The 18,786-nt window shown below is 64.6% G+C and carries 23 protein-coding genes and 1 pseudogene; 15 read left to right on the plus strand and 9 right to left on the minus strand.

Going from position 1 to position 18,786, the window contains the following annotated elements:
- Positions 1–122: 122 nt before the first annotated feature.
- Positions 123–361, plus strand: a pseudogene (locus I3J27_RS19730) (hypothetical protein).
- 157 nt (positions 362–518) lie between these two features.
- Positions 519–758 (plus strand): hypothetical protein, encoded by a 240-nt coding sequence (locus I3J27_RS19735; RefSeq protein WP_270160101.1) that lies wholly within the window; start codon positions 519–521, stop codon positions 756–758.
- A gap of 27 nt (positions 759–785) precedes the next feature.
- Here the strand turns inward: I3J27_RS19735 and I3J27_RS19740 are convergent, their stop codons facing one another.
- The gene (locus I3J27_RS19740) at positions 786–1,034 is read right to left on the minus strand and encodes a DUF3551 domain-containing protein (RefSeq protein WP_270160102.1); all 249 of its coding nucleotides are present in this window, start codon (positions 1,032–1,034) and stop codon (positions 786–788) included.
- Positions 1,035–1,834: 800 nt separating this feature from the next.
- Between I3J27_RS19740 and I3J27_RS19745 the strand changes: the two genes are divergently transcribed.
- Entirely contained in the window at positions 1,835–2,017 is a 183-nt protein-coding gene (locus tag I3J27_RS19745; RefSeq protein WP_270160103.1) for a hypothetical protein, read from the plus strand.
- Position 2,018: 1 nt separating this feature from the next.
- Here I3J27_RS19745 and I3J27_RS19750 read toward each other — a convergent pair whose 3' ends face one another.
- Together I3J27_RS19750 and I3J27_RS19755 are read right to left on the minus strand one after the other, a co-directional pair.
- Positions 2,019–2,411, minus strand: coding sequence for an NUDIX hydrolase (locus tag I3J27_RS19750; RefSeq protein ID WP_270160104.1), 393 nt, complete (start codon positions 2,409–2,411; stop codon positions 2,019–2,021).
- A 100-nt stretch (positions 2,412–2,511) separates the two neighbouring features.
- Positions 2,512–3,597 carry an AI-2E family transporter gene (locus tag I3J27_RS19755; protein ID WP_270160105.1) on the minus strand — a complete coding sequence of 362 codons (1,086 nt, stop codon included), beginning with the start codon at positions 3,595–3,597 and terminating at the stop codon, positions 2,512–2,514.
- A 342-nt stretch (positions 3,598–3,939) separates the two neighbouring features.
- Between I3J27_RS19755 and I3J27_RS19760 the strand changes: the two genes are divergently transcribed.
- The 3 genes from I3J27_RS19760 to I3J27_RS19770 all read left to right on the plus strand — a co-directional run bounded on the left by I3J27_RS19760 (position 3,940) and on the right by I3J27_RS19770 (position 6,850).
- Positions 3,940–4,167: a hypothetical protein gene (locus I3J27_RS19760; RefSeq protein WP_270160106.1), complete on the plus strand. Its 228-nt coding sequence runs from the start codon at positions 3,940–3,942 to the stop codon at positions 4,165–4,167.
- 243 nt (positions 4,168–4,410) lie between these two features.
- Positions 4,411–6,456 carry an acetoacetate--CoA ligase gene (locus I3J27_RS19765; protein WP_270160107.1) on the plus strand — a complete coding sequence of 682 codons (2,046 nt, stop codon included), beginning with the start codon at positions 4,411–4,413 and terminating at the stop codon, positions 6,454–6,456.
- Positions 6,457–6,547: 91 nt separating this feature from the next.
- Positions 6,548–6,850, plus strand: a complete 303-nt coding sequence (locus I3J27_RS19770) for a hypothetical protein (protein WP_270160108.1) — start codon at positions 6,548–6,550, stop codon at positions 6,848–6,850.
- 90 nt (positions 6,851–6,940) lie between these two features.
- On the opposite strand, the gene I3J27_RS19775 is transcribed toward I3J27_RS19770, so the two are convergent.
- Together I3J27_RS19775 and I3J27_RS19780 are read right to left on the minus strand one after the other, a co-directional pair.
- Positions 6,941–7,174, minus strand: coding sequence for a hypothetical protein (locus tag I3J27_RS19775; RefSeq protein ID WP_270160109.1), 234 nt, complete (start codon positions 7,172–7,174; stop codon positions 6,941–6,943).
- Between the two features lie 336 nt (positions 7,175–7,510).
- A complete protein-coding gene (locus I3J27_RS19780; protein ID WP_270160111.1) occupies positions 7,511–7,828 on the minus strand; it encodes a hypothetical protein in 318 nt (105 codons plus the stop codon).
- 155 nt (positions 7,829–7,983) lie between these two features.
- Here I3J27_RS19780 and I3J27_RS19785 point away from each other — a divergent pair, with 155 nt between their 5' ends.
- The 3 genes from I3J27_RS19785 to I3J27_RS19795 all read left to right on the plus strand — a co-directional run bounded on the left by I3J27_RS19785 (position 7,984) and on the right by I3J27_RS19795 (position 9,578).
- Positions 7,984–8,571 (plus strand): formyltransferase family protein, encoded by a 588-nt coding sequence (locus I3J27_RS19785; protein ID WP_270160112.1) that lies wholly within the window; start codon positions 7,984–7,986, stop codon positions 8,569–8,571.
- 172 nt (positions 8,572–8,743) lie between these two features.
- Complete coding sequence (locus I3J27_RS19790; RefSeq protein ID WP_270160113.1) at positions 8,744–9,088, plus strand: hypothetical protein; 345 nt, start codon at positions 8,744–8,746, stop codon at positions 9,086–9,088.
- Positions 9,033–9,578, plus strand: a complete 546-nt coding sequence (locus I3J27_RS19795) for a hypothetical protein (protein ID WP_270160114.1) — start codon at positions 9,033–9,035, stop codon at positions 9,576–9,578. The genes I3J27_RS19790 and I3J27_RS19795 overlap by 56 nt, the downstream gene beginning before the upstream one ends.
- A 50-nt stretch (positions 9,579–9,628) precedes the next feature.
- On the opposite strand, the gene I3J27_RS19800 is transcribed toward I3J27_RS19795, so the two are convergent.
- On the minus strand, positions 9,629–10,027 hold the full coding sequence (locus tag I3J27_RS19800; RefSeq protein ID WP_270160115.1) for a RidA family protein: 399 nt from the start codon (positions 10,025–10,027) through the stop codon (positions 9,629–9,631).
- 142 nt (positions 10,028–10,169) lie between these two features.
- Here I3J27_RS19800 and I3J27_RS19805 point away from each other — a divergent pair, with 142 nt between their 5' ends.
- The gene (locus tag I3J27_RS19805) at positions 10,170–11,045 is read left to right on the plus strand and encodes a DMT family transporter (RefSeq protein WP_270160116.1); all 876 of its coding nucleotides are present in this window, start codon (positions 10,170–10,172) and stop codon (positions 11,043–11,045) included.
- A gap of 204 nt (positions 11,046–11,249) precedes the next feature.
- A complete protein-coding gene (locus tag I3J27_RS19810) occupies positions 11,250–12,674 on the plus strand; it encodes a caspase family protein (protein WP_270160117.1) in 1,425 nt (474 codons plus the stop codon).
- A gap of 83 nt (positions 12,675–12,757) precedes the next feature.
- On the opposite strand, the gene I3J27_RS19815 is transcribed toward I3J27_RS19810, so the two are convergent.
- Positions 12,758–12,997 (minus strand): BrnA antitoxin family protein, encoded by a 240-nt coding sequence (locus tag I3J27_RS19815; protein WP_270160118.1) that lies wholly within the window; start codon positions 12,995–12,997, stop codon positions 12,758–12,760.
- Positions 12,998–13,000: 3 nt separating this feature from the next.
- On the minus strand, positions 13,001–13,990 hold the full coding sequence (gene cysK / locus I3J27_RS19820; protein ID WP_270160119.1) for a cysteine synthase A: 990 nt from the start codon (positions 13,988–13,990) through the stop codon (positions 13,001–13,003).
- A gap of 221 nt (positions 13,991–14,211) precedes the next feature.
- Between cysK and I3J27_RS19825 the strand changes: the two genes are divergently transcribed.
- Entirely contained in the window at positions 14,212–14,430 is a 219-nt protein-coding gene (locus tag I3J27_RS19825; RefSeq protein WP_270160120.1) for a hypothetical protein, read from the plus strand.
- Positions 14,431–14,440: 10 nt separating this feature from the next.
- On the opposite strand, the gene tgt is transcribed toward I3J27_RS19825, so the two are convergent.
- A complete protein-coding gene (gene tgt / locus I3J27_RS19830) occupies positions 14,441–15,574 on the minus strand; it encodes a tRNA guanosine(34) transglycosylase Tgt (protein WP_270160121.1) in 1,134 nt (377 codons plus the stop codon).
- A gap of 231 nt (positions 15,575–15,805) precedes the next feature.
- Between tgt and I3J27_RS19835 the strand changes: the two genes are divergently transcribed.
- The 3 genes from I3J27_RS19835 (at position 15,806) to I3J27_RS19845 (ending at position 18,697) form a co-directional block, all read left to right on the plus strand.
- The gene (locus I3J27_RS19835) at positions 15,806–16,960 is read left to right on the plus strand and encodes a patatin-like phospholipase family protein (protein ID WP_270160122.1); all 1,155 of its coding nucleotides are present in this window, start codon (positions 15,806–15,808) and stop codon (positions 16,958–16,960) included.
- 135 nt (positions 16,961–17,095) lie between these two features.
- Positions 17,096–17,842, plus strand: coding sequence for a TetR/AcrR family transcriptional regulator (locus tag I3J27_RS19840; protein ID WP_270160123.1), 747 nt, complete (start codon positions 17,096–17,098; stop codon positions 17,840–17,842).
- A gap of 252 nt (positions 17,843–18,094) precedes the next feature.
- On the plus strand, positions 18,095–18,697 hold the full coding sequence (locus I3J27_RS19845) for a PepSY domain-containing protein (protein ID WP_270160124.1): 603 nt from the start codon (positions 18,095–18,097) through the stop codon (positions 18,695–18,697).
- Positions 18,698–18,786: the final 89 nt, after the last annotated feature.

The following is an 18,786-nucleotide window of genomic DNA, read 5'->3' on the forward strand; positions in this document are numbered from 1 at the left end:
ACATTGGACGAGACGTTATTGGGCCAGCGCTGCGTTGCTTTGGGATCGCTGACACGCGCGCGGTGCACCTCGGCGCTTGCCGCGCCGTTGCCAATCAACCGGTTTGGGCGCACGCTCTCGCCATGCGCGCAGACGCCGCACAGGGACATCGCGACAAGGATGGCGGCATCAGCAAGAAGCACGGCAACACGCTGGTCGGCACCTTGCGCAAGATCTATGGAAAGGGTTTGCGGCCGGGTATCCGGATACGACCCCGCTCAGTGAGGTCTTGCTTCAATTGAACGAGACGTCGCTGAGCCAGTTGCGCCGCGATCACGACACCGGGCATCTCGGGCACAAGATCGACCACGCTGCGAAGTAGCGGACGTCACTGGTCCAACTTCAGGTCGTCGAAAACCAACTCCGCCGATAGCCTCGGCGACGCGGGGTCTGACAGGCTGCGCTGTCGCCTCACCGCACTTACCGTTTGAGCCCCCGCAGTCCACGCGCTAGCATGAGCCTTTTTACGGAGGCTCATTTTGAAACCGATCATTTTTATCGCGGCCGTCGCATTGCTTGCCGCAACTCCCGCCCGCGCGCAGGCGCTGGTCGATCCCAGCAAGGTTGCTCCCGAATATCGCGAGGCGGCCGAGAAGCGCCGGGCCGAGCAGATCCGGCAGCGCGAATGCGGGCTGAAGGCGGATCTCGAGAAGGTGCTGCCGAGGGATCGCACCGCCTATCTCAATCACTGCCTGGACACGCTGGCGGCCAAGCAGTAGCGCCAGGACAATCTCGAGCGCACATCCTCAGCGTCGCTGCTGCCCTCCCTTTGTCGCAGGGTCGGCCTGCTGCTTGAATCTCACGCGCGGATTTATGTCGCAATACGTGTTCCAGCGGCCGGATGCCGATGCTAGACATTGCTCTCTGGTCTGGTATGAACAGTCGCCGGAATAGCCGAGCTGCCCGCCAAAGACACACCACGGATAGTCGCGTTCTGCGTTCGCCGCGAGCGTAGATCCCAGGAAGATCAATAAGGCTACAATTGTCGTTCGCATCTCGATGCTCCATGCATGGCGCGTGTCAAGCAAGGCCTTGGCGCGGGCCGAAGGTAATGGCAGGTCCGGACCTTGGTTCCTGCGGGAAGCCACAGCTCGCCAGGCGCTGAACTCCTCCGAAGAGGCGGCGCTACGACGCAGCTCGATTGAGCATCCTGAGGAACATCCTTTTGCAGGCCCTGTTAGCCACACACAATCAATAGGAGCCTTGGTATGCGAAAGACAATCTTGTCGTTGCTGACGTGCGCTGTGCTGGCAGGTGGATCCGTGGGGCTTGCTTACGCCCAGGGCGCGGGCGGAGCAGGTGCTGGGTCTGGCGCCGGTACGGGCGCCAGTGCAGGAAACGGAGCTGGCCCCGGCGGAACGGGCGCATCCGCAGGCACGGGTGGCATGGGCAGCTCGAGCGGAACGTCAGGAACCGGAACAGGAGCATCGTCCGGCACCGGCAGCGGTTCAGCCGGCGGCCCTCAGAAGGGTGCAATTCGGCCCGGCAAGAGCGATGATCCCACCCGGCGGTAACGCGCGGCACATAAGGGCCCCGGTGGCGCGAGCCGACGGGCCCCGCTCCGCACGTCCAAATAGACGTCCGAACGTTCGTCCCAACTGACGGCCTGGACTCAATGGCGAACGTTCAACCTTTCTTCAGGACCTCCGAATTAACGTGACGATCCATTTCCATCAGTCATTGTCGATCGCGCATGAGCTTCGTCCAGATTCAGTGCACGCGGTGCAAGGGCGTGTTTCGCGATCGCGCCGGGCGGGTGCAGGACGGCTATTCCAGGCAATGTCCGAGCTGAGAGGTGGTGCTGTTCTTCGCCGAGGACTCGCAGCATCCCTTCCTCAAGCGCGCGATGCGCGATGCGCGCAGGGTCCGCAAGCAGCAGCACGAGGCCGAGGCGGCAAGGCGTCTCGTGCCGGAGCCGCGCGCGGCAAGGTCGAAGTCGTTCGCCGGGCGGTCGCCATCAGCGGGGCGAGAGGAGTAGCTCAGCTCCGCCGCTGTTTCCTCGGAAACAGGCGATCGCGGATGTAGCGCGAGGTCGGCGTCAGGCGAATGCCGCGCGGCTTCTGCCAGGCGGCGCGGTCGATCTCCTTCTTGTCGCCGATCGCAAGCCTGCCTTTGGCGCCCTTGGCGATGAAGATCGCGTCGCTCATCTTGCGGCCGGAGCGCTTGTTCCTGGCCGTCACTTCCTTCCAAAGGCTGATCCTGCCGAGCTTCAGCTTGGGCAGCTCCTCCTTGATCTCCCGCCGCAGGCAATCCCTCTCGGTCTCGCGCGGACGCTTGCGGCCGCCCGGGAACATCCACAGGCCGTCCGACCGGCGTCTGACCAACAATACCTTGCCGCGCTTCGCTGCAACCAGCTTGGAAGACTTCGCCATTTACGATCGTTGGCTCGAAAACAGAATCTCGCCTATCGTAACTTGTCTAGCTCAATAGACAAGTTCGGCAAGGACGTTGACCACAGCCCCGGCGGGAGGCTCAGCCTTTGCTCGCCCCTGCCGCCGCCCGGTCCTCGGTCCTGATCCAGGCCATCATCATCTCCCAGGCCACCGACAGGATGATCGGTCCGATGAACAGGCCGACGATGCCGTGGGCGAGCGTGCCGCCGATCACGCCGACGAAGATCACGATGGTGGGCGTCGTCAGGCCGCGGCCCATCACCAGCGGCTTCAACATGGTGTCGATGAAGCCGACCAGGACGAGAAATACGGTGAGCAGCAGCGCCGTGGTGACGTCCTTGGCGGTCCAGATCCAGATGATGACCGGCAGCAGGACCAGGAAGGCGCCGATCTGGACGATCGAGAGCAGCAGCACGATGAAGGCAAGCAGGCCCGCGCTCGGCACGGCGGCGAGCTTGAAGCCGATGCCGGCCAGCAGCGCCTGCACGATCGCGACGCCGATCACGCCCTGCGCCACGGCGCGGATGGTCGCGCCCGCAAGCCCCAGGAAATGCTCGGTCTGCTCCGGCACGATCCGGAACAGGAAGCCGCGGCCGGCCTCGACCAGCCGCGGCCCGTGCGGAAACAGGAAGCCGGCCACGAACACCGAGACCAGAAACTGGAGGGTGCCGACGCCGGCATCGCCCGCGAGCGACAACAGCGGTCCCGCCAGCGGTTGGAGATACGGCGCCACCTCGCGCAGCACCGCGCGGATGTTGGTGTAGGCCTGGTCCCAGAGGTCGAACAGCCAGGGGCCGACCAGCGGCCACGATTTGAGCTGCTCCGGCGCCGATTGGAGCGCCAGGTCGCCGGTGCCGAGCTGATGCGCCAGCTCGCGCACGCCGTCGACGGCACTGAGGCCAAGCCAGGTCGCGGGGCCGATGACGATACCGAGCGTGATCAGGGTGAGGATCGCGGCTGCGGTCTTCGGCCGTCCGCCGAGGATTCTGGCGACCCAGCTGAACACCGGGTAGAACGCCACAGCGAGCACGCCGCTCCAGGCCAGGATCGGCACGAACGGGCGGATGATCAGGAAGGTCCAGATGATCAGCAGGCCGAGCAGGCCGACGCGGATGACGAGCTGGATGATGTCCTCGCCCGTCAGGAGCTGACGGAGACTTTTCACGGGCACGGCTTTCCTTGCGGCATTGACGCGGGTTCCGGCACTTGCGCCGCTCAGCGTTATTGCCAGCCCCGCATCCGGCGTCAAGACGACGGGCCCCTCGCCGCCCTCCGGGGATGAGGCTCGCTTCGGCCCAAGGCGCATTTCGCGGGGGCGAATCCGGCTGCCGGATCAAGGGCGCGCTTGCACCAGCGGGCGGCACGACCTGGACTGACGGGCGCTGCTTGCCGCCCGCGCGCCGGGATTGGCTAACGGCGATTAACCGGATTTCCGCAGGGCCATTTACGCGGCTGCAAAGGCTCGCACCTACGCTTCTCACAACGCATCCAAGAACACTGAAGTGCAATGGCCAACAGCATCTGGACCACCGAAGAATTCACCTGCACCGGTTGCAGCATGAACTACACCGCGACACGCGAAGAGCACAGCGAAGCGCACACCGGCAGCTTCAAATGCAGCATCTGCAGCAGCGTCGTGCACGAATGGTCCGGCAAGCACCACTTCTTCGGCTGGCAGGCGGTGAAGACAAAGCCGCCGGTGTTCGGCAGGCGCTGGGCGGGTGTGGAATATTAGACTGCCTCCGCTCCGTCATTGCGAGCGCAGCGAAGCAATCCAGAGCCTTGCCGCGGAGACAGTCTGGATTGCTTCGCTGCGCTCGCAATGACAGTCTGTTAGAGCAATCGCTTGACGCGCCAATGTGCTCCTGGCGCACACAGACCCGCTACTCCGATCATTGCTGCCTGCGCGAGCTGCGGCTTCTGCTACGTTGCGACACCAGCTAAACTCTCCCTCCCCCGCAACTGAAGCCGATACGCAATGACCGCTCCTTTCGTTCCCCAGATCGCCCTGTACCGCAACTGGCTTGCCGAGCAGCGCGGCCTGTCCTTCTCGAATTACGAGGAGATGCGGCAATGGTCGGTGCGCGATCTCGATGCATTCTGGCGCAGCATCTGGGACTATTACGATCTGCAATCGCCGACGGCGTTTGAGGCCGTGATCACCGAGCGCAAGATGCCCGGCGCGGTGTGGTTTCCCGGCGCGCAGGTGAACTACGCACGGCAGGTGTTTCGGCATGTCGACGCGGCGCATGCCGCCGGGCTGCCCGCGATCATCAGTTGCGGCGAGGACGGCAAGCTCAGCGAGACGAGCTGGCCGGAGCTGCAGCGCAAGGCGGCCGCGCTCGCGCTGCATCTGAAGGACAACGGCATCAAGCCCGGCGACCGCGTCGCGGCCTACCTGCCCAACATTCCCGAGACCATCATCGCATTCCTGGCGGCCGCCAGCATCGGCGCGGTCTGGAGCGTGTGCGCGCCCGACATGGCCGCGCCCGCTGTGATCGACCGCTTCAAGCAGATCGAGCCAAAAGTGCTGATCGCCTGCGACGCCGTCACCTATGCCGGCCGCAAGCACGATCGCAAGGACGTCGTCGCGGAGCTGCGGCGATCGCTGCCGACGGTCGAGCATGTCATCCTGCACAGCGAGGCCGCGCTCGCAGTACCGGACGCCCGGCTCGCCGACATCGTCGCAAGGACGGGCGCTGCGATCGACGCGTTCGAGCCGATGTGGCTGCCGTTCGATCATCCGCTCTGGATCGTCTATTCCAGCGGCACCACCGGCCTGCCGAAACCGATCGTGCACGGCCATGGCGGCATCGTCATCGTGGTGCTGGCCCTGCTCGGCCTGCACAACGATCTCGGCTGCTCCTATCATGAGAATTCGTTCGGCGAGCGCTATCACTGGTACTCATCGACCGGCTGGATCATGTGGAATAGCCAGGTCGGCGGCCTGCTCAGCGGCACCACCTGCTGCATCTTCGACGGCAGTCCCGGCGGCGCCAGGGACAAGCCGGACTGGACCACGCTGTGGCGCTTCGTGGCGCAGTCGAAATCAACCTTCTTCGGCGCGGGCGCGGCGTTCTTCGCCAATTGCGCCAAGGCCGAGATCGATCTTCGAGCCGCCGGCGATCTCTCGCGCCTGCGCTGCCTTGGCTCCACCGGCTCGCCGCTCAGCGCCGACACGCAAGCCTGGTTCAATGACCGCTTCGCACGCCTGTCGAAAATCAACGGCAGCACGGCGCAGGCCGACATCTGGTGGGCGAACATCTCCGGCGGCACCGATTTCGCCGGGGCCTTCATCGGGGGTAACAGAGAATTGCCGCAGACGCCGGGCGCGATGCAATGCCGCTCGCTGGGAGCCGCCGTGGAAGCCTTCGACGAACAGGGCCATGCCGTGATCGACGAGGTGGGCGAACTGGTCTGCACCGAGCCGATGCCGTCGATGCCGCTCTACTTCTGGAACGACAAGGACGGTGCACGCTATCGCGCCAGCTATTTCGAGACCTATCCGGACAATTTCGACGGCAGCGGCCGCGGGCCGGTGTGGCGGCACGGCGACTGGCTCAAGGTCAATCCGGACGGCTCCTGCATCATCTACGGCCGCAGCGATGCCACCATCAACCGCCACGGCCTGCGCATGGGCACCAGCGAGCTCTATTCCGCGATCGAGGCCTTGCCGGAGGTGCTCGATAGCCTCGTCGTCGACCTCGAATATCTCGGCCGCGACAGCTACATGCCGCTGTTCGTGGTGCTGCGCGAGGGCGTTACCCTCGACGGCGCGATGCAGGCGAAGATCAACAAGGCGATCGAAGCCGGTCTCTCCCGCCGCTTCCTGCCCAACGAGATCTTTGCCGTCGCCGAGATCCCGCGCACGCTCTCCGGCAAGAAGCAGGAGCTGCCGATCAAGAAGCTGCTGCTCGGCCACGAGGTCGAGAAGGTCATCAACAGGGAGGCGATGGCCAATCCGGCCTGCCTCGACTGGTACCTTGCATTTGCGCGGGATTATCTCGCCAGAACTGCGGCGTGACGGAGATCAACCCAATTGCATCAATGGCGTTTGGATTCCGTTCACCGATCGCCGCTAGATCAGGATGGATCCTCCGCGACGAACAGCAGCAATGGCCGACCTCAACGCCGTCCTCACCAGGCTCAACGACCGTCTGCTCCGCCTCGAGGGCGAGCTGTTCGTGCTGCGCTCGCTGGCCCGCGCGACGCTGACGGCGGGCGACGACCACGCGGCGCGGATGCGCAAGCTGGTCGAGGCCGCAAAGGTCGCGCTCGACGACGAGGCCAAACGCGAGCTCGACAAGCCGACGCGCAAATATGTCGATGCAGCCACTGCGCTCGTAGACGAATTGCTGGTGGAGCCGACCCAGGCGCGGCCGCTGTTCACCGTGATCGACGGCGGCCGGCGCGACTAAAGCGCGATGAGATTATCGCGCTTTAGGTTGTTGTTTGAGCATGATCTTTTCGGAAAACCGCTGCGCACTTTTCCGGATCATGCTTGCGCGTCAGATCGGACGTGTCTTACCGGAATCCGCGGAGTCGGCCTTCAGCCGGCTGAGACCCGCCTCGATGATCGCGATCTCCTCGTCGATTTTGCCGATCGGCAGGCTGAAATCGTAACCGGACCTGCTCTTCAGGTCGACCGCGAGCCGCTGTCTGTGCATCATCAGCTGGTCGAGGCCGCGGCGGTTCTTCAGCCGCACATAGGCGTCCACGATCTGCTCAATTGCGCTCGGCATGACATTGGTCCCGGCAAAAAAGCCCGCGCGGCGCACCCGCACCGGCGGGACATTCTTGGTGTCGCGGTACGCAATACAAATCCGCGACGGCTTCGTCGATACGACAGGCTGGTTGAGAACGTATTACCATCAGGTGATTTTGTGATGCGCGGCATGAAAAAGCCGCTGGCGATCACGCCAGCGGCCAAAGCCGGGTTCGAAAACGGATCCGGAATGAAATTTGGCCAGCCCCGGTGCGCACCTTCTAACGGCACACACCGGATTCCTTCCGTTAAAAACGACACACAGGAACCGACGGATACATCATTTGCCGCCGACCGTGGCCGCGCGGCAACGCTAATCCGTGACGCAGAGATATTTGCGCGGCAGCCTGCGGTACGCGCTGTAGCGGTAATACGGCCTGTAGGCGTAGCCGCGATAGAGCGCCGGCGGCTCCTCGCCGTAATAGGCACCGTGGTAGAAATTATAGACCGGTCCTTCGGCGCAACGATAGGCATCCCAGGTCGGACCGATGAAGGGTGCCACCCCGATCTCGGGCGGCACCGCGGGGTATGGCCCGCCGGCCTGGGCTGGCGCTGTCGCGATCCATGTCGCGAGAAGGAAAAACCACGCGCTGCGCATCTGCTCGCTCCTGATACGGTGCAACGCACGCATGGAAGCACCCGGACGGCGGCCTGCGCAATCGCGCAGTTCAGCCGTCCCGCCCCGGCGCATTGTTGATAACCGGCCCAAACGCTGCGCGGGTGGTGACAGGGCTCACCGACGTGTTATCGGGAAGACGACGCAGTTGCGAGACGGATCGGACACCCATGCGCATTACCCTCGTCGGCTCCCGCCATTTCGGCGTGACCACCCTGAACATGCTCCGGGAGCACAGCGTCACGATCGTACGGGTCGTGGTGGCCGATGCCGAGGATCGCCTCGCAGCGACCGCGAACGCGGCCGGCATCGAGGTGGTGGTCCAGGCCAATCCGAAGCTGGTGGTGGCCTCCGAGATCGCCCCCGACACCGATTTGATCATCACCGCCCACAGCCACGCCCGGATCGGCAAGGACGCGCTCGCCGCCGCCAAGCTCGGCGGGATCGGCTATCACCCCTCGCTGCTGCCGCGCCATCGTGGCAAAGCCGCTGTGGAATGGACCATCAAGGAATGCGATCCGATCGCCGGCGGCACGATCTATCATCTCGCCGATCGCATGGACGCCGGCGCCATCGCCGCCCAGGACTGGTGCTTCGTCAAGAAGGGCGAGACCGCCCGCGAGCTGTGGGAGCGCGCACTCGCCCCGCTCGGGCTCAAGCTGCTGGCCGACGTGATCGACTACGCCAAGGTCCACAAGGCGCTGCCGTCCAGGGTTCAGGACGAGCAATTCGCGACCTCGGCACCGAGTCTGTCCTGACGTTAACGATTAACGGGACGCCGCATTGATTCTGCTTGGAAAATTGAAGCGGGAAACGCAAATAAACCATTGTTTCCACAGGAACAATTTTCGATTTGGCATTGCAACAAATTTCCGTCACATTTCGTCCGAATAAGCGTCAGCATATCAGACAAGTTCAAGGACGGAATTCATGCGTTTTGGTCGCATCGTGGCGTTCTGTGCCGCTTCAATTGTCACCCTCGCCGCCCCCGCTTTCGCCCAGACCCCCTATGACGGCAATTGGCAGGTTACAATTGTCACGAAGACCGGCTCCTGCGAGCCGACCGCAAGCTCCATGCTGACCGTCGCCGACGGCAAGATCACCGCGCCCGGCGCTAACGTTTCCGGCACCATCGGTAGCGGGGGTCTTGTGAAAGTTTCGATCAATGGTGCATATGCCAACGGTCAACTCAACGGCAACGCCGGATCGGGGAAGTGGAATGGAGCATCTGCAGGCATACCATGCAGCGGGCGGTGGGAAGCATCGCGCCAGTAAACCAGTCGAGGCTCGCGCCCGGAACCGGCGGCTGCTGATTGCGGCCGCCGTTTTGTTTGCGGCGGGGATCGCCAACTCTGACAGCAAGGCCCAGTCGGGCCCGTTCGCGCCGCTGGCGGGAAGCTGGAGCGGTACCGGCACCGTTACACTGGACGACGGCTCGACCGAGCGGATCCGCTGCCGGGCCAAATATGCCCCGATCGGACCGACCATGGAGATGTCGCTGACCTGCGCCAGCGACGCCTACAAGTTCAACCTCGGCGCCAGCGTCAAGGCTGAGGGCAGCGCCATCGCCGGAAGCTGGTCCGAGGCCAGCCGCAACATCTCCGGCTCGCTCCAGGGCCGCGGCGCCGGCGGAAGCTACGAGCTGATCGCCTCGACTGCCGGCTTCAATGCCAACATCTCGCTGAAGACGTCCGGCAACAAGCAGAACGTCACGATGCGCGCGGACAGCCAGTTCCGCGGCGCCAGCATCCAGCTGTCGAAATAAGACGACAGCACGGTGACACGATAATGGACCCGGCGATTTCGCCGGGTTTTTTATGAGCCCGGGACGAACGCGGTCACCTCGATCTCGACCTTGGCCCGCTCGTCCACGAGACCGCCGATATAGAGCAGCGTCGAGGGCGGGAAGTTGCGTCCCAGCGTCTCCTTCCAGGCTGCGCCGATGCCGGCCCCGGCCGCCTCATATTCACTGCGGCTGGTCAGGTACCAGGTCAGGCGGACGATGTGCTCGGGGCCGGCGCCGGCCTCGGCCAGCAGCTTGATGATCCGCTTCAAGGCGGTCCCGACCTGCGCCGCCATGTCGGGCGCGTAATTGCCGGCCTCGTCGCCGCCGGTCTGTCCGGCCAGCACCACCCAGCGGCCCGGCCCTTCCACCACCACGCCATGAGAGAAGCCGCGCGGTTTTTTCCATTCGGCCGGCTGCAGGATCTGCATGAGCGGAGCTCTCCCTTTTTGTCGTTGTTGGCTGAAGCCTTAGCACGTCGCCCGGCATCGCTGCATCCGCAGATTTGGCCGTTGCAAACGGCGTCGATGTCGCCGATACCGGCGCTCCCTCAGGATTTTGCTCTCACGCCCGATGAGCACGACACCGTCCAAAACGATGGCCGCACTGTGGATGGCCGGCTGGCTGTCGCTGACGCTCGTCATGGCCGTCGCGGGACGCGAAGCCGTGCGCGAGATGAACGTATTCCAGGTGATGGAGGTGCGTTCGCTGATTGGTCTCTGCCTGCTCTATCCGATGATCCGGCGCGCCGGCGGCTTCGCGAAGCTCGAGACCAGGCGGCTGCCGCAGCACATCGCGCGCAATTTGATCCACTATGTGTCGCAGCTCGGCTGGTTCTTTGCGCTGACGCTGATCCCGATCGGCCAGGTGGTCGCGATCGAGTTCACCATGCCGATATGGACCGCGATCCTCGCCGCGAGCTTTCTGTCCGAGCGCATGACACCGTGGAAGATCGCGGCGATCGTGCTCGGGCTCATCGGGGTCGTCGCCATCGTGCGGCCTTCGACCGGCGAGATCAATCAGGGCCAGTTGATCGCACTCGGCGCGGCGATCGGCTTCGGCGTCTCGATGGTGCTGGTCAAATCGCTGACCCGCACCGAGAGCGCGCTCGCGGTGCTGTTCTGGATGCTGGTGGTGCAGTCGGTCGCGGGCGCCCTGCCGTCGCTCTACGTCTGGGCCTGGCCGCCCGGCCACGTCTGGGGCTGGGTGATGGTCATCTCCGTCTGCGGCACGTTCGCGCATTACTGCCTCGCCAGCGCGATGCGCTATGCTGACGCAACGATCGTGGTTCCCATGGACTTCCTGCGGGTTCCCCTCACCGCGACCGCCGGCTGGCTGTTGTATTCCGAGCGGCTCGACGCCTGGACCGTGCTCGGCGCAGCGCTGATCCTGTGCGGCAATCTCCTGAATTTGAAGCCGGCACCGCAGGTTCCCGCCCGCGCGCCGTGAACCTCGCGCCGCCTCGCGCGACAAAACCAAGTGGTCGTGTGATTTGGATCACGTTGGAGGGGCATTCCATCGTGCACATTCGGCCACACAGTAGCGGGTTGAATGCGACGTACGGCCGTTTTGGTGGCGCGAGGTCGGGCACTTCGTGTAAGTACGTTGCCAATTCGTTGCTGCCTGCAATTTCGATTCTGTTGGGGAATTCAGATGCGCACTCTCACCCTCCTCGCTTCGCTGATGTGCATGGTATTGTCGATCAGCGCCGCGAAGGCCGACCGCCGTGTTGCTTTCGTCGTCGGCAACGGCTCCTACAAGAACGTCGCACAATTGCCGAACCCGCCGATCGACGCCAAGGCGATGGCAGCGACCTTGCGCAATGTCGGTTTCGAGGTGATCGAAGGATCCAATCTCACCCGCGACCAGATGACCGAGAAGCTGCTGGACTTCGGCCGCAAGGCGCAGGGCTCCGATGTCGCCGTGTTCTATTACGCCGGCCACGGCATCGCGGTCAGCGGCAGCAATTATCTCCTGCCCGTCGACGCCGACATCAAGTCGGAGATGGACGTCAAGTTAGGAGCCGCCATCAACATCGATCTGACGCTCGAGCAGACCATGGGCGATGCCAAGGTCAAGCTCGTGTTCCTCGATGCCTGCCGCGACAATCCGTTCGCCGCCAAGATCAAGTCGAACTCGGCAACCCGTAGCGTCAACGTGCAGAGCGGCCTCGCCGAGATGAAGTCCGGTGAAGGCACGCTGATCGCGTTCGCGACCGGCCCAGGCCAGACCGCGCTCGACGGCCAGGAGGGCAACAACAGCCCCTTCACCCGCGCGCTGATCGACAACATCACCAAGCCCGGCGTCGAGATCCAGCAGGCGATGACGTCGGTGCGCGCCCAGGTCAACGAAGAGACCCACAAGGGCCAGCTGCCCTGGGGCCACACCAACCTGATCGGCGCGGTCTATCTCAACCAGGCGCCGACGACCCAAGTCGCCAATGCGGCGCCGACCGCGGCCGGCACGGTGCCGGCGGCGAGCGGCAGCAATGATGGTGTCGAGCTCGAGTACTGGCGCTCGGTCAAGGAGTCGAACAAGCCGGAAGAGCTCAACGCCTATCTCTCGGCCTATCCGAACGGCCAGTTCAAGGCGCTGGCGCTGGCGCGGCTCGCTGCGATCAAGAGCGGTCCGTCGACGACGACCCGTAACCTCAACTCCGGCATCGATCCCGCGACCTTCACCGACGATGCCAGCCAGCTCACCGAGGACCAGATCGGCCTCGACAAGGGCCAGCGCCGCGACGTGCAGCGCCGCCTGACCGGCCTCGGCTTCGACACCAAGGTGACCGGTGCGTTCAGTGACGAGACCCGCTCGGTGCTGAAGCGCTGGCAGGCCGCCCGCGGTTATCCGTCGACCGGGTACCTCAACAAGCTCCAGCACAAGGCCCTGCTCTCCGAGATCGTGGCGGCCGCCCCGGCGACCGCGAGCGATGAGAGCCAGAAGCCGGCCCGGCGTGCTGCCCCCGCCCAGGCCCAGAGCGCACCGGCTCAGCACCGCAACAGCGGCGGCAACGATGCCGGCGCAGCCTTCGTCGGCGGTGTCGTCGGCGGCATGATGGGCGGCATGTTCCGCCGCTGAGGTCCGACCAGATACCAAATACAAAAGCCCGGCTCGCGCCGGGCTTTTTCGTTGGTCGTCCTCGCAGCGATGACGAATGGAGCTTACTTCCCCGCCGCCTTGCGCAGCGCCTCGTTGATGCGGTCTTGCCAGCCCGGACCGCCCGACTGGAAGAATTCCAGCACGTCCTGGTCGATGCGCAAGCTGACCTGCTCCTTGATCCCCGGCGCCACGTTCGGCTTCGGCGGCGCCACGGCGACCTTGGCCGTCACCTTCTTGAACGCCGCCTCGGCCTCTGACCTCGCATCGCCCAGCGTGCGCGGCCGTCTCGGTTGATCCGCCATGTCCTAGATTCCCTCAAACAGCGCCGTCGAAAGATACCGCTCGGAGAAGGACGGCACTATAGCCAGAATGGTTTTTCCCGCAGCTTCCGGCCGCTTGCCGATCTCGAGCGCCGCCGCGATCGCCGCGCCTGAGGAGATGCCGCCGGGAATGCCCTCGTGCCGCGCCAGTGCGCGGGAGGTCTCGATCGCCGTCGTCGAGTTGATCTTCACGATCTCGTCGATCACGGAACGGTCGAGAATGTCTGGCACGAAGCCGGCGCCGATGCCCTGGATCTTGTGCGGCGTGTGCTGGCCGCCCGAGAGGACAGGACTCTCCTCCGGCTCGACCGCGATCACCCGCAGCGAGGGCTTGCGCGGCTTGAGCACCTGGCCGACGCCCGTGATGGTGCCACCGGTGCCGACGCCGGCGACGAAGAAATCGATGGCGCCGCCGGTGTCGTTCCAGATCTCCTCCGCGGTGGTGCGGCGATGCACCTCGGGATTGGCGAGGTTCTTGAATTGCTGCGGCATCACCGAGTTCGGCGTCGTCTTCAACAGCTCCTCGGCGGTCGCGATCGCGCCCTTCATGCCTTGCGCGGCGGGCGTCAGCACCAGCTCGGCGCCGAGAAAGGCCAGCATCTTGCGCCGCTCGATCGACATCGATTCCGGCATCACCAGCTTGAGCCGGTAGCCGCGCGAGGCGGCAACAAAGGCGAGCGCGATGCCGGTATTGCCGGAGGTCGGCTCGATCAGCACGGTGTCGGGCTTGACGATGCCGGCCTTCTCCATCGCGATGATCATGGCCGCGCCGATGCGATCCTTCACGCTTGCGGCGGGATTGAAATATTCAAGTTTTGCCAAAATCGTCGCGTTCACGCCCTGCATGCCCGGCAGCCGTTGCAGCCGCACGATCGGCGTGTCGCCAAAAGCCTCGACGATCGAAGAGTAGATCCGGCCGCGGCCGGGTTGGTGCGCTGCACCCGTCTTTGCGGCCTTCTCGGACGATGCGTCCATGATGAACTCCCTGTGGCGATTATTAGGCTTCTGTCGCAGCTCTTGCGCAGTTACAGACAGCCTGCGACGACACGCAAGCGACAATGCAGCACATGTTAAATACGCTGCATCGCAAAACCGCGTGAGCTTTAATTATCAGAAAACCAACGCATTTGTGTTGCGATCTCGTCAACTGATTCTGCCTATGTTAGACTTAGGTCTCGAAGCAGGAGGTCACCACGATGTCAGCAGTTGCTGAAGTGCTGTCGACCGTTGCGCACCACCGCGATCCGCGCTGTAGCGAGTTGCCCACCTGTCCCGTCTGCGCCGACTCCATGGTCGCAGCCGAAGCGTCTGCGTATGTGTCCGACCACATGATCAGCTATCTCTGGACTTGCGACACCTGCGGCTACGGCTTCGTGACCAAGCACGCCGTCAAGCAGCGGATCGTGTGCAACTAGCATAGTTGCCCTAGCGTGGGGCAATGTCGCCCCTCGCCCAGTCTTCTCGCGTACGCTGATAGAACTCTTCGAACTTTCCCTGTGCGATCGCGTCCCTGATGCCCTGCATCAGGCACTGGTAGTAAGCGATATTGATTTCAGACAGCAGCATCGCCCCCAGCGTCTCGCCGGCCTTGACGAGATGGTGCAGGTAGGCGCGCGCGTAATTGCGCGCCGATGGCCAGGAGCTCGCTTCATCCAGCGGACGCGGATCGTCGGCGTGGCGGGCGTTGCGCAAATTGACCTGGCCGAACCGGGTAAAGGCGACGCCATGCCGGCCATTGCGCGTCGGCATCACGCAATCGAACATGTCGATACCGCGCTTCACCGCCTCCAGAATGTCGTCGGGCGTGCCGACGCCCATCAGGTAGCGCGGCCGGTCGGTCGGCAGCGCCGGCGCGGTCTCGTCGATCATCGCCAGCATCACCGCCTGCGGCTCGCCGACGGCAAGGCCGCCGATGGCGTAGCCGTGGAAGCCGATCTCGACGAGCCCTTCGGCGCTCGCATGACGAAGCTGCGGGATGTCGCCGCCCTGCACGATGCCGAACAGCATGTAGCCGTCCGGCGCGCTTTCGAAGGCGCGCTTGCTGCGCTCCGCCCAGCGCAGCGACAGGCGCATCGCACGGTCGATGTCATCGCGCTCGGCCGGCAGCCGCACGCATTCGTCCATCTGCATCGCGATGTCGGATCCAAGGAAACGCTGCACCTCGATCGAGCGCTCCGGCGACAGCTCGACCTTGGCGCCGTCGATATGCGAACGGAAGGTCACGGCCTGCTCGCTGACCTTGCGCAGGTCCGACAGCGACATCACCTGGAAGCCGCCGGAATCCGTCAGCATCGGCCCGTTCCAGCCGGTGAACCGCTGCAAGCCGCCGAGCGCCGCGATCCGCTCGGCGCCGGGCCGCAGCATCAGATGATAGGTGTTGCCGAGCACGATGTCCGCGCCGGCGTCGCGCACCTCGCGCCAGTGCATGCCCTTCATGGCGCCGGCGGTTCCGACCGGCATGAAGGCCGGCGTGCGCACCACGCCGTGCGGCGTGGTCAGGCGGCCGGTGCGCGCGGTGCCATCGGTGGCGAGCAATTCGAAATGATTGGGTAGATTCATGCGGTGCTTATTGCGTGTCGGACAGGGACGATCAACCCGCTCAGGCCATGCGATGCCTCAGACTGGGACATATTTGACGCGGACGTGATGCCACCGCATCTTGCAAAATAAAACGATACAGTATAGTTTCGACGTGGGGGCTGGATGAAATGCCGCTGGCGAATTTGCCGGCGGCGGTAGATGCGTGATCGCCAGCCACCGACGATGCCCCCCGCTTCATGTTCGACCGAAATGTCCGGCCCCTCGCGTGGGTGGATCAGGCAGACAGGCGCCCGCCTGATCGGATCCCTCGTCCTGACGTGCAGCCTTGCGCTCGGCGCCTGCACCTCCCTGCCCCGCACGCCCTATACGGCGGCTGAAGCCAGCACATCGCGCGTGCTCGATATCGACGGCCTGCGCCGCTACGCCGACGAGCCCGTCACGAAATTCAGCTTCGAGAAGGACACCAGCACCGCAACGAAGTCCTACCTGGCGCTCTCCGGCGGCGGCGCCGACGGCGCTTACGGCGTCGGCGTGCTCAACGGCTGGACCGCGGCACGCACCCGTCCCACCTTCTCGGTTGTCTCAGGCGTGAGCACCGGTGGGCTGATCGCGCCCTTTGCATTCCTCGGCTCGCAATATGACGACACGCTCAGGGAGGTCTACACCAGCGGCATCGCGGAGAGCCTGCTGAACGATCCCAGCATCATGCGCGTGCTGTTCGGATCCGGCCTGTTCGGCAACACGCGGCTGCGCGAGCTCGTCGCCCGCTATGTCGGGCCGGAGCTCATGGCACAGGTCGCGCGCGAGAAGGCCAGGGGACGGAAGCTGCTGGTGGTCACGACCGATCTCGACACCCAGCGCACCGCGATCTGGGACATGGGCAAGATCGCCGCGGTCGGCACGCCCGAGGCGCTCAAGCTGTTTCGCGACGTCATGGCGGCCTCCGCCAGCATTCCGCTGGTGTTTCCGCCGATCATGATCGACGCCGAAGGCCAGGGCCGCAAATTTCAGGAGATGCATGTCGACGGCGGCGTGACGGCGCCGGTGCTGACGCTGCCGGAAGCCCTGCTCACGCAGGACCGCTTGCCGGGCAACGCGCGGTTGAACATCTACATCCTCGTCAACAAGAAGATCGAACGCAATTTCGAGCTCGTCTCCAACAGCACCATCGACGTCGCCTCGCGCAGCCTGTCGGCGATCACGCAGTCGCAGACGCGCTCGATCATCTTCTCGACCTACGACTTCGCCAAACGCAACCGTCTCGGCTTTCATCTGTCCTACATCGCGCGTGATTATCCGGCGCCGCCCTCGGAAGGGTTCGACACCGCCTATATGCGGGCGCTGTACCAGTACGGATATGAGAAGGCCGCCTCCGGCCAGGCCTGGACCTCGACGCTTCCGTGATCCCTCGTGACGGAACGACGCCCTGCGGAAACCGTTGACGATACGGCCAATTCGGCCAGATTCGCGATGACGCCCCCGCTCCTGCGCGATATAGAGCGAATGACCACGATTGGACACGCGCAGGAATCATTGGGCATGGGATTGACTGCGACCAGGACAAGAACCGCCGCGCCACGGCGCGAGGTGCCGAAATCGCGCGGCGGCCGGCCGACGAAGTCAGCCGCGATCGAGCGCGACCAGCGGCTGATCGAGGTCGCCACCCGCCTGTTCCTGGATCGCGGCTTTGACGCGACCTCGCTCGATGCGGTCGCGGAAGCGGCCCGCGTGAGCAAACCCACCGTCTATTCCCGCTATGGCGACAAGCGTGGCCTGTTTGCGGCCGTGTTGAGGCGCGAGATCGCGCGCTGGCTTGCACCGCTGTCGGCGGCGGCAGAGACGCAGATATCGAGCGCCTCGGATATCTCCGTCGAGCAGCGGCTGGTCGAGATCGGGCGGGAGATGCTGAGCTTCACCTGCGGGCCGGACGCCGTCGCCTTCAGCCGCATGATGACGTCACAGGCCATCAACTTCCCTGACGTCGCCAAGCTCGGCAAGGAGGAAGGCTGGCTCAAGGCGGTCGCCACCACGGCGCGCTTCTTCGACCATCTGGTGGCGCAAGGCGCGCTCGACATCGAAGACACCACGATCGCCGCCGAGGTGTTTCTCGACGTCGTCGTCGGTCACACCCACCGCATGGCCACGTTCGGAATGGCGCTGGAGCTGAAGGCCGCGGAAAAGCGGATGCGCGTCGCGATCAAGCTGTTCCTCGCTGGAGCGCTGGGACCTGCGGACCGCATCCAGAGCGCCGCAAAGGGCACGTCGCGGCGGCGCCCGTCCCGCTGACAATTCCGTGAGATCGCGACCTTTCCCCAAGGGACGCCATGCCCGCGCCATTGACCAAAATAAAACGATACGGTATGGTTTAGTTATAAGCGATACGGACCGCTTTTTCACCAGCCCCAAAGTGGCCCGTACCGCTAAGATCGCCGTGCCGGGTACAGCCCGTCGCGACGCTCCGCGGCCGGCCGATGCCCAAGGCCGGCCGCGACTTTCTTTCGGATGACCAGGTCAACGTGCCGGCCGGAGGTTTCGAGCATGAAGACGACCAAACGATGGATCTTGCCGTTGCTGGCGATCAGCCTGTCTGCGTTGCTCCTCGCGGCGCCGGCGCGGGCGATCGTCACCACGGGCACGCCGACCGCCCTTCACAACGATACAGATGGTGATGCCGAGGCCGACCGCCAGGCCGTCAGCCGCGAGATCGAGCGCTTCCGCAGCTCTTCGATCTCGATCAGCCAGGCCATGGCGATTGCGGAAGCCCGCCATGCCGGCGCCACCACCGCGGATGTGAGCTTCGACGGAGGCTCCGGTGTGCCGGTGTACCGGGTGAAGACGCTGCACAACGACCGGATCTGGCGCCACACCATCAATGCCGCGACCGGCGAGCTCGTCGGCGGCGAAGCTGCCCTCCCCCTCGCCGAGCTCGACCACGACGACCGCAGCAATCTGGCGGCGCTCGGTTCGATCAGGCACCGCCTCGCGGACGCCGTGCGCGTTGCCGAGCGCGCGGCCTCAGGCAAGGCGATCAGCGGCGGGCTGGTGCGCGAACGCGGCCGGCTGAATTTTGCGATCGTCGTCATCAGCGGCGACGACCTCAAGGAGGTCATCCTCCAGCCGCCGGGCGCCCGGGCCAAATAGGTCCCGGCCCGCCGCCACATTCCAGCCGAAAAGCCATTGACGGGCGCGAGACTCTCCCGCATAAGTCGCCGCCATGTTCACGACCACCA

Source organism: Bradyrhizobium xenonodulans, assembly GCF_027594865.1.
GTDB classification, from domain to species: domain Bacteria; phylum Pseudomonadota; class Alphaproteobacteria; order Rhizobiales; family Xanthobacteraceae; genus Bradyrhizobium; species Bradyrhizobium xenonodulans.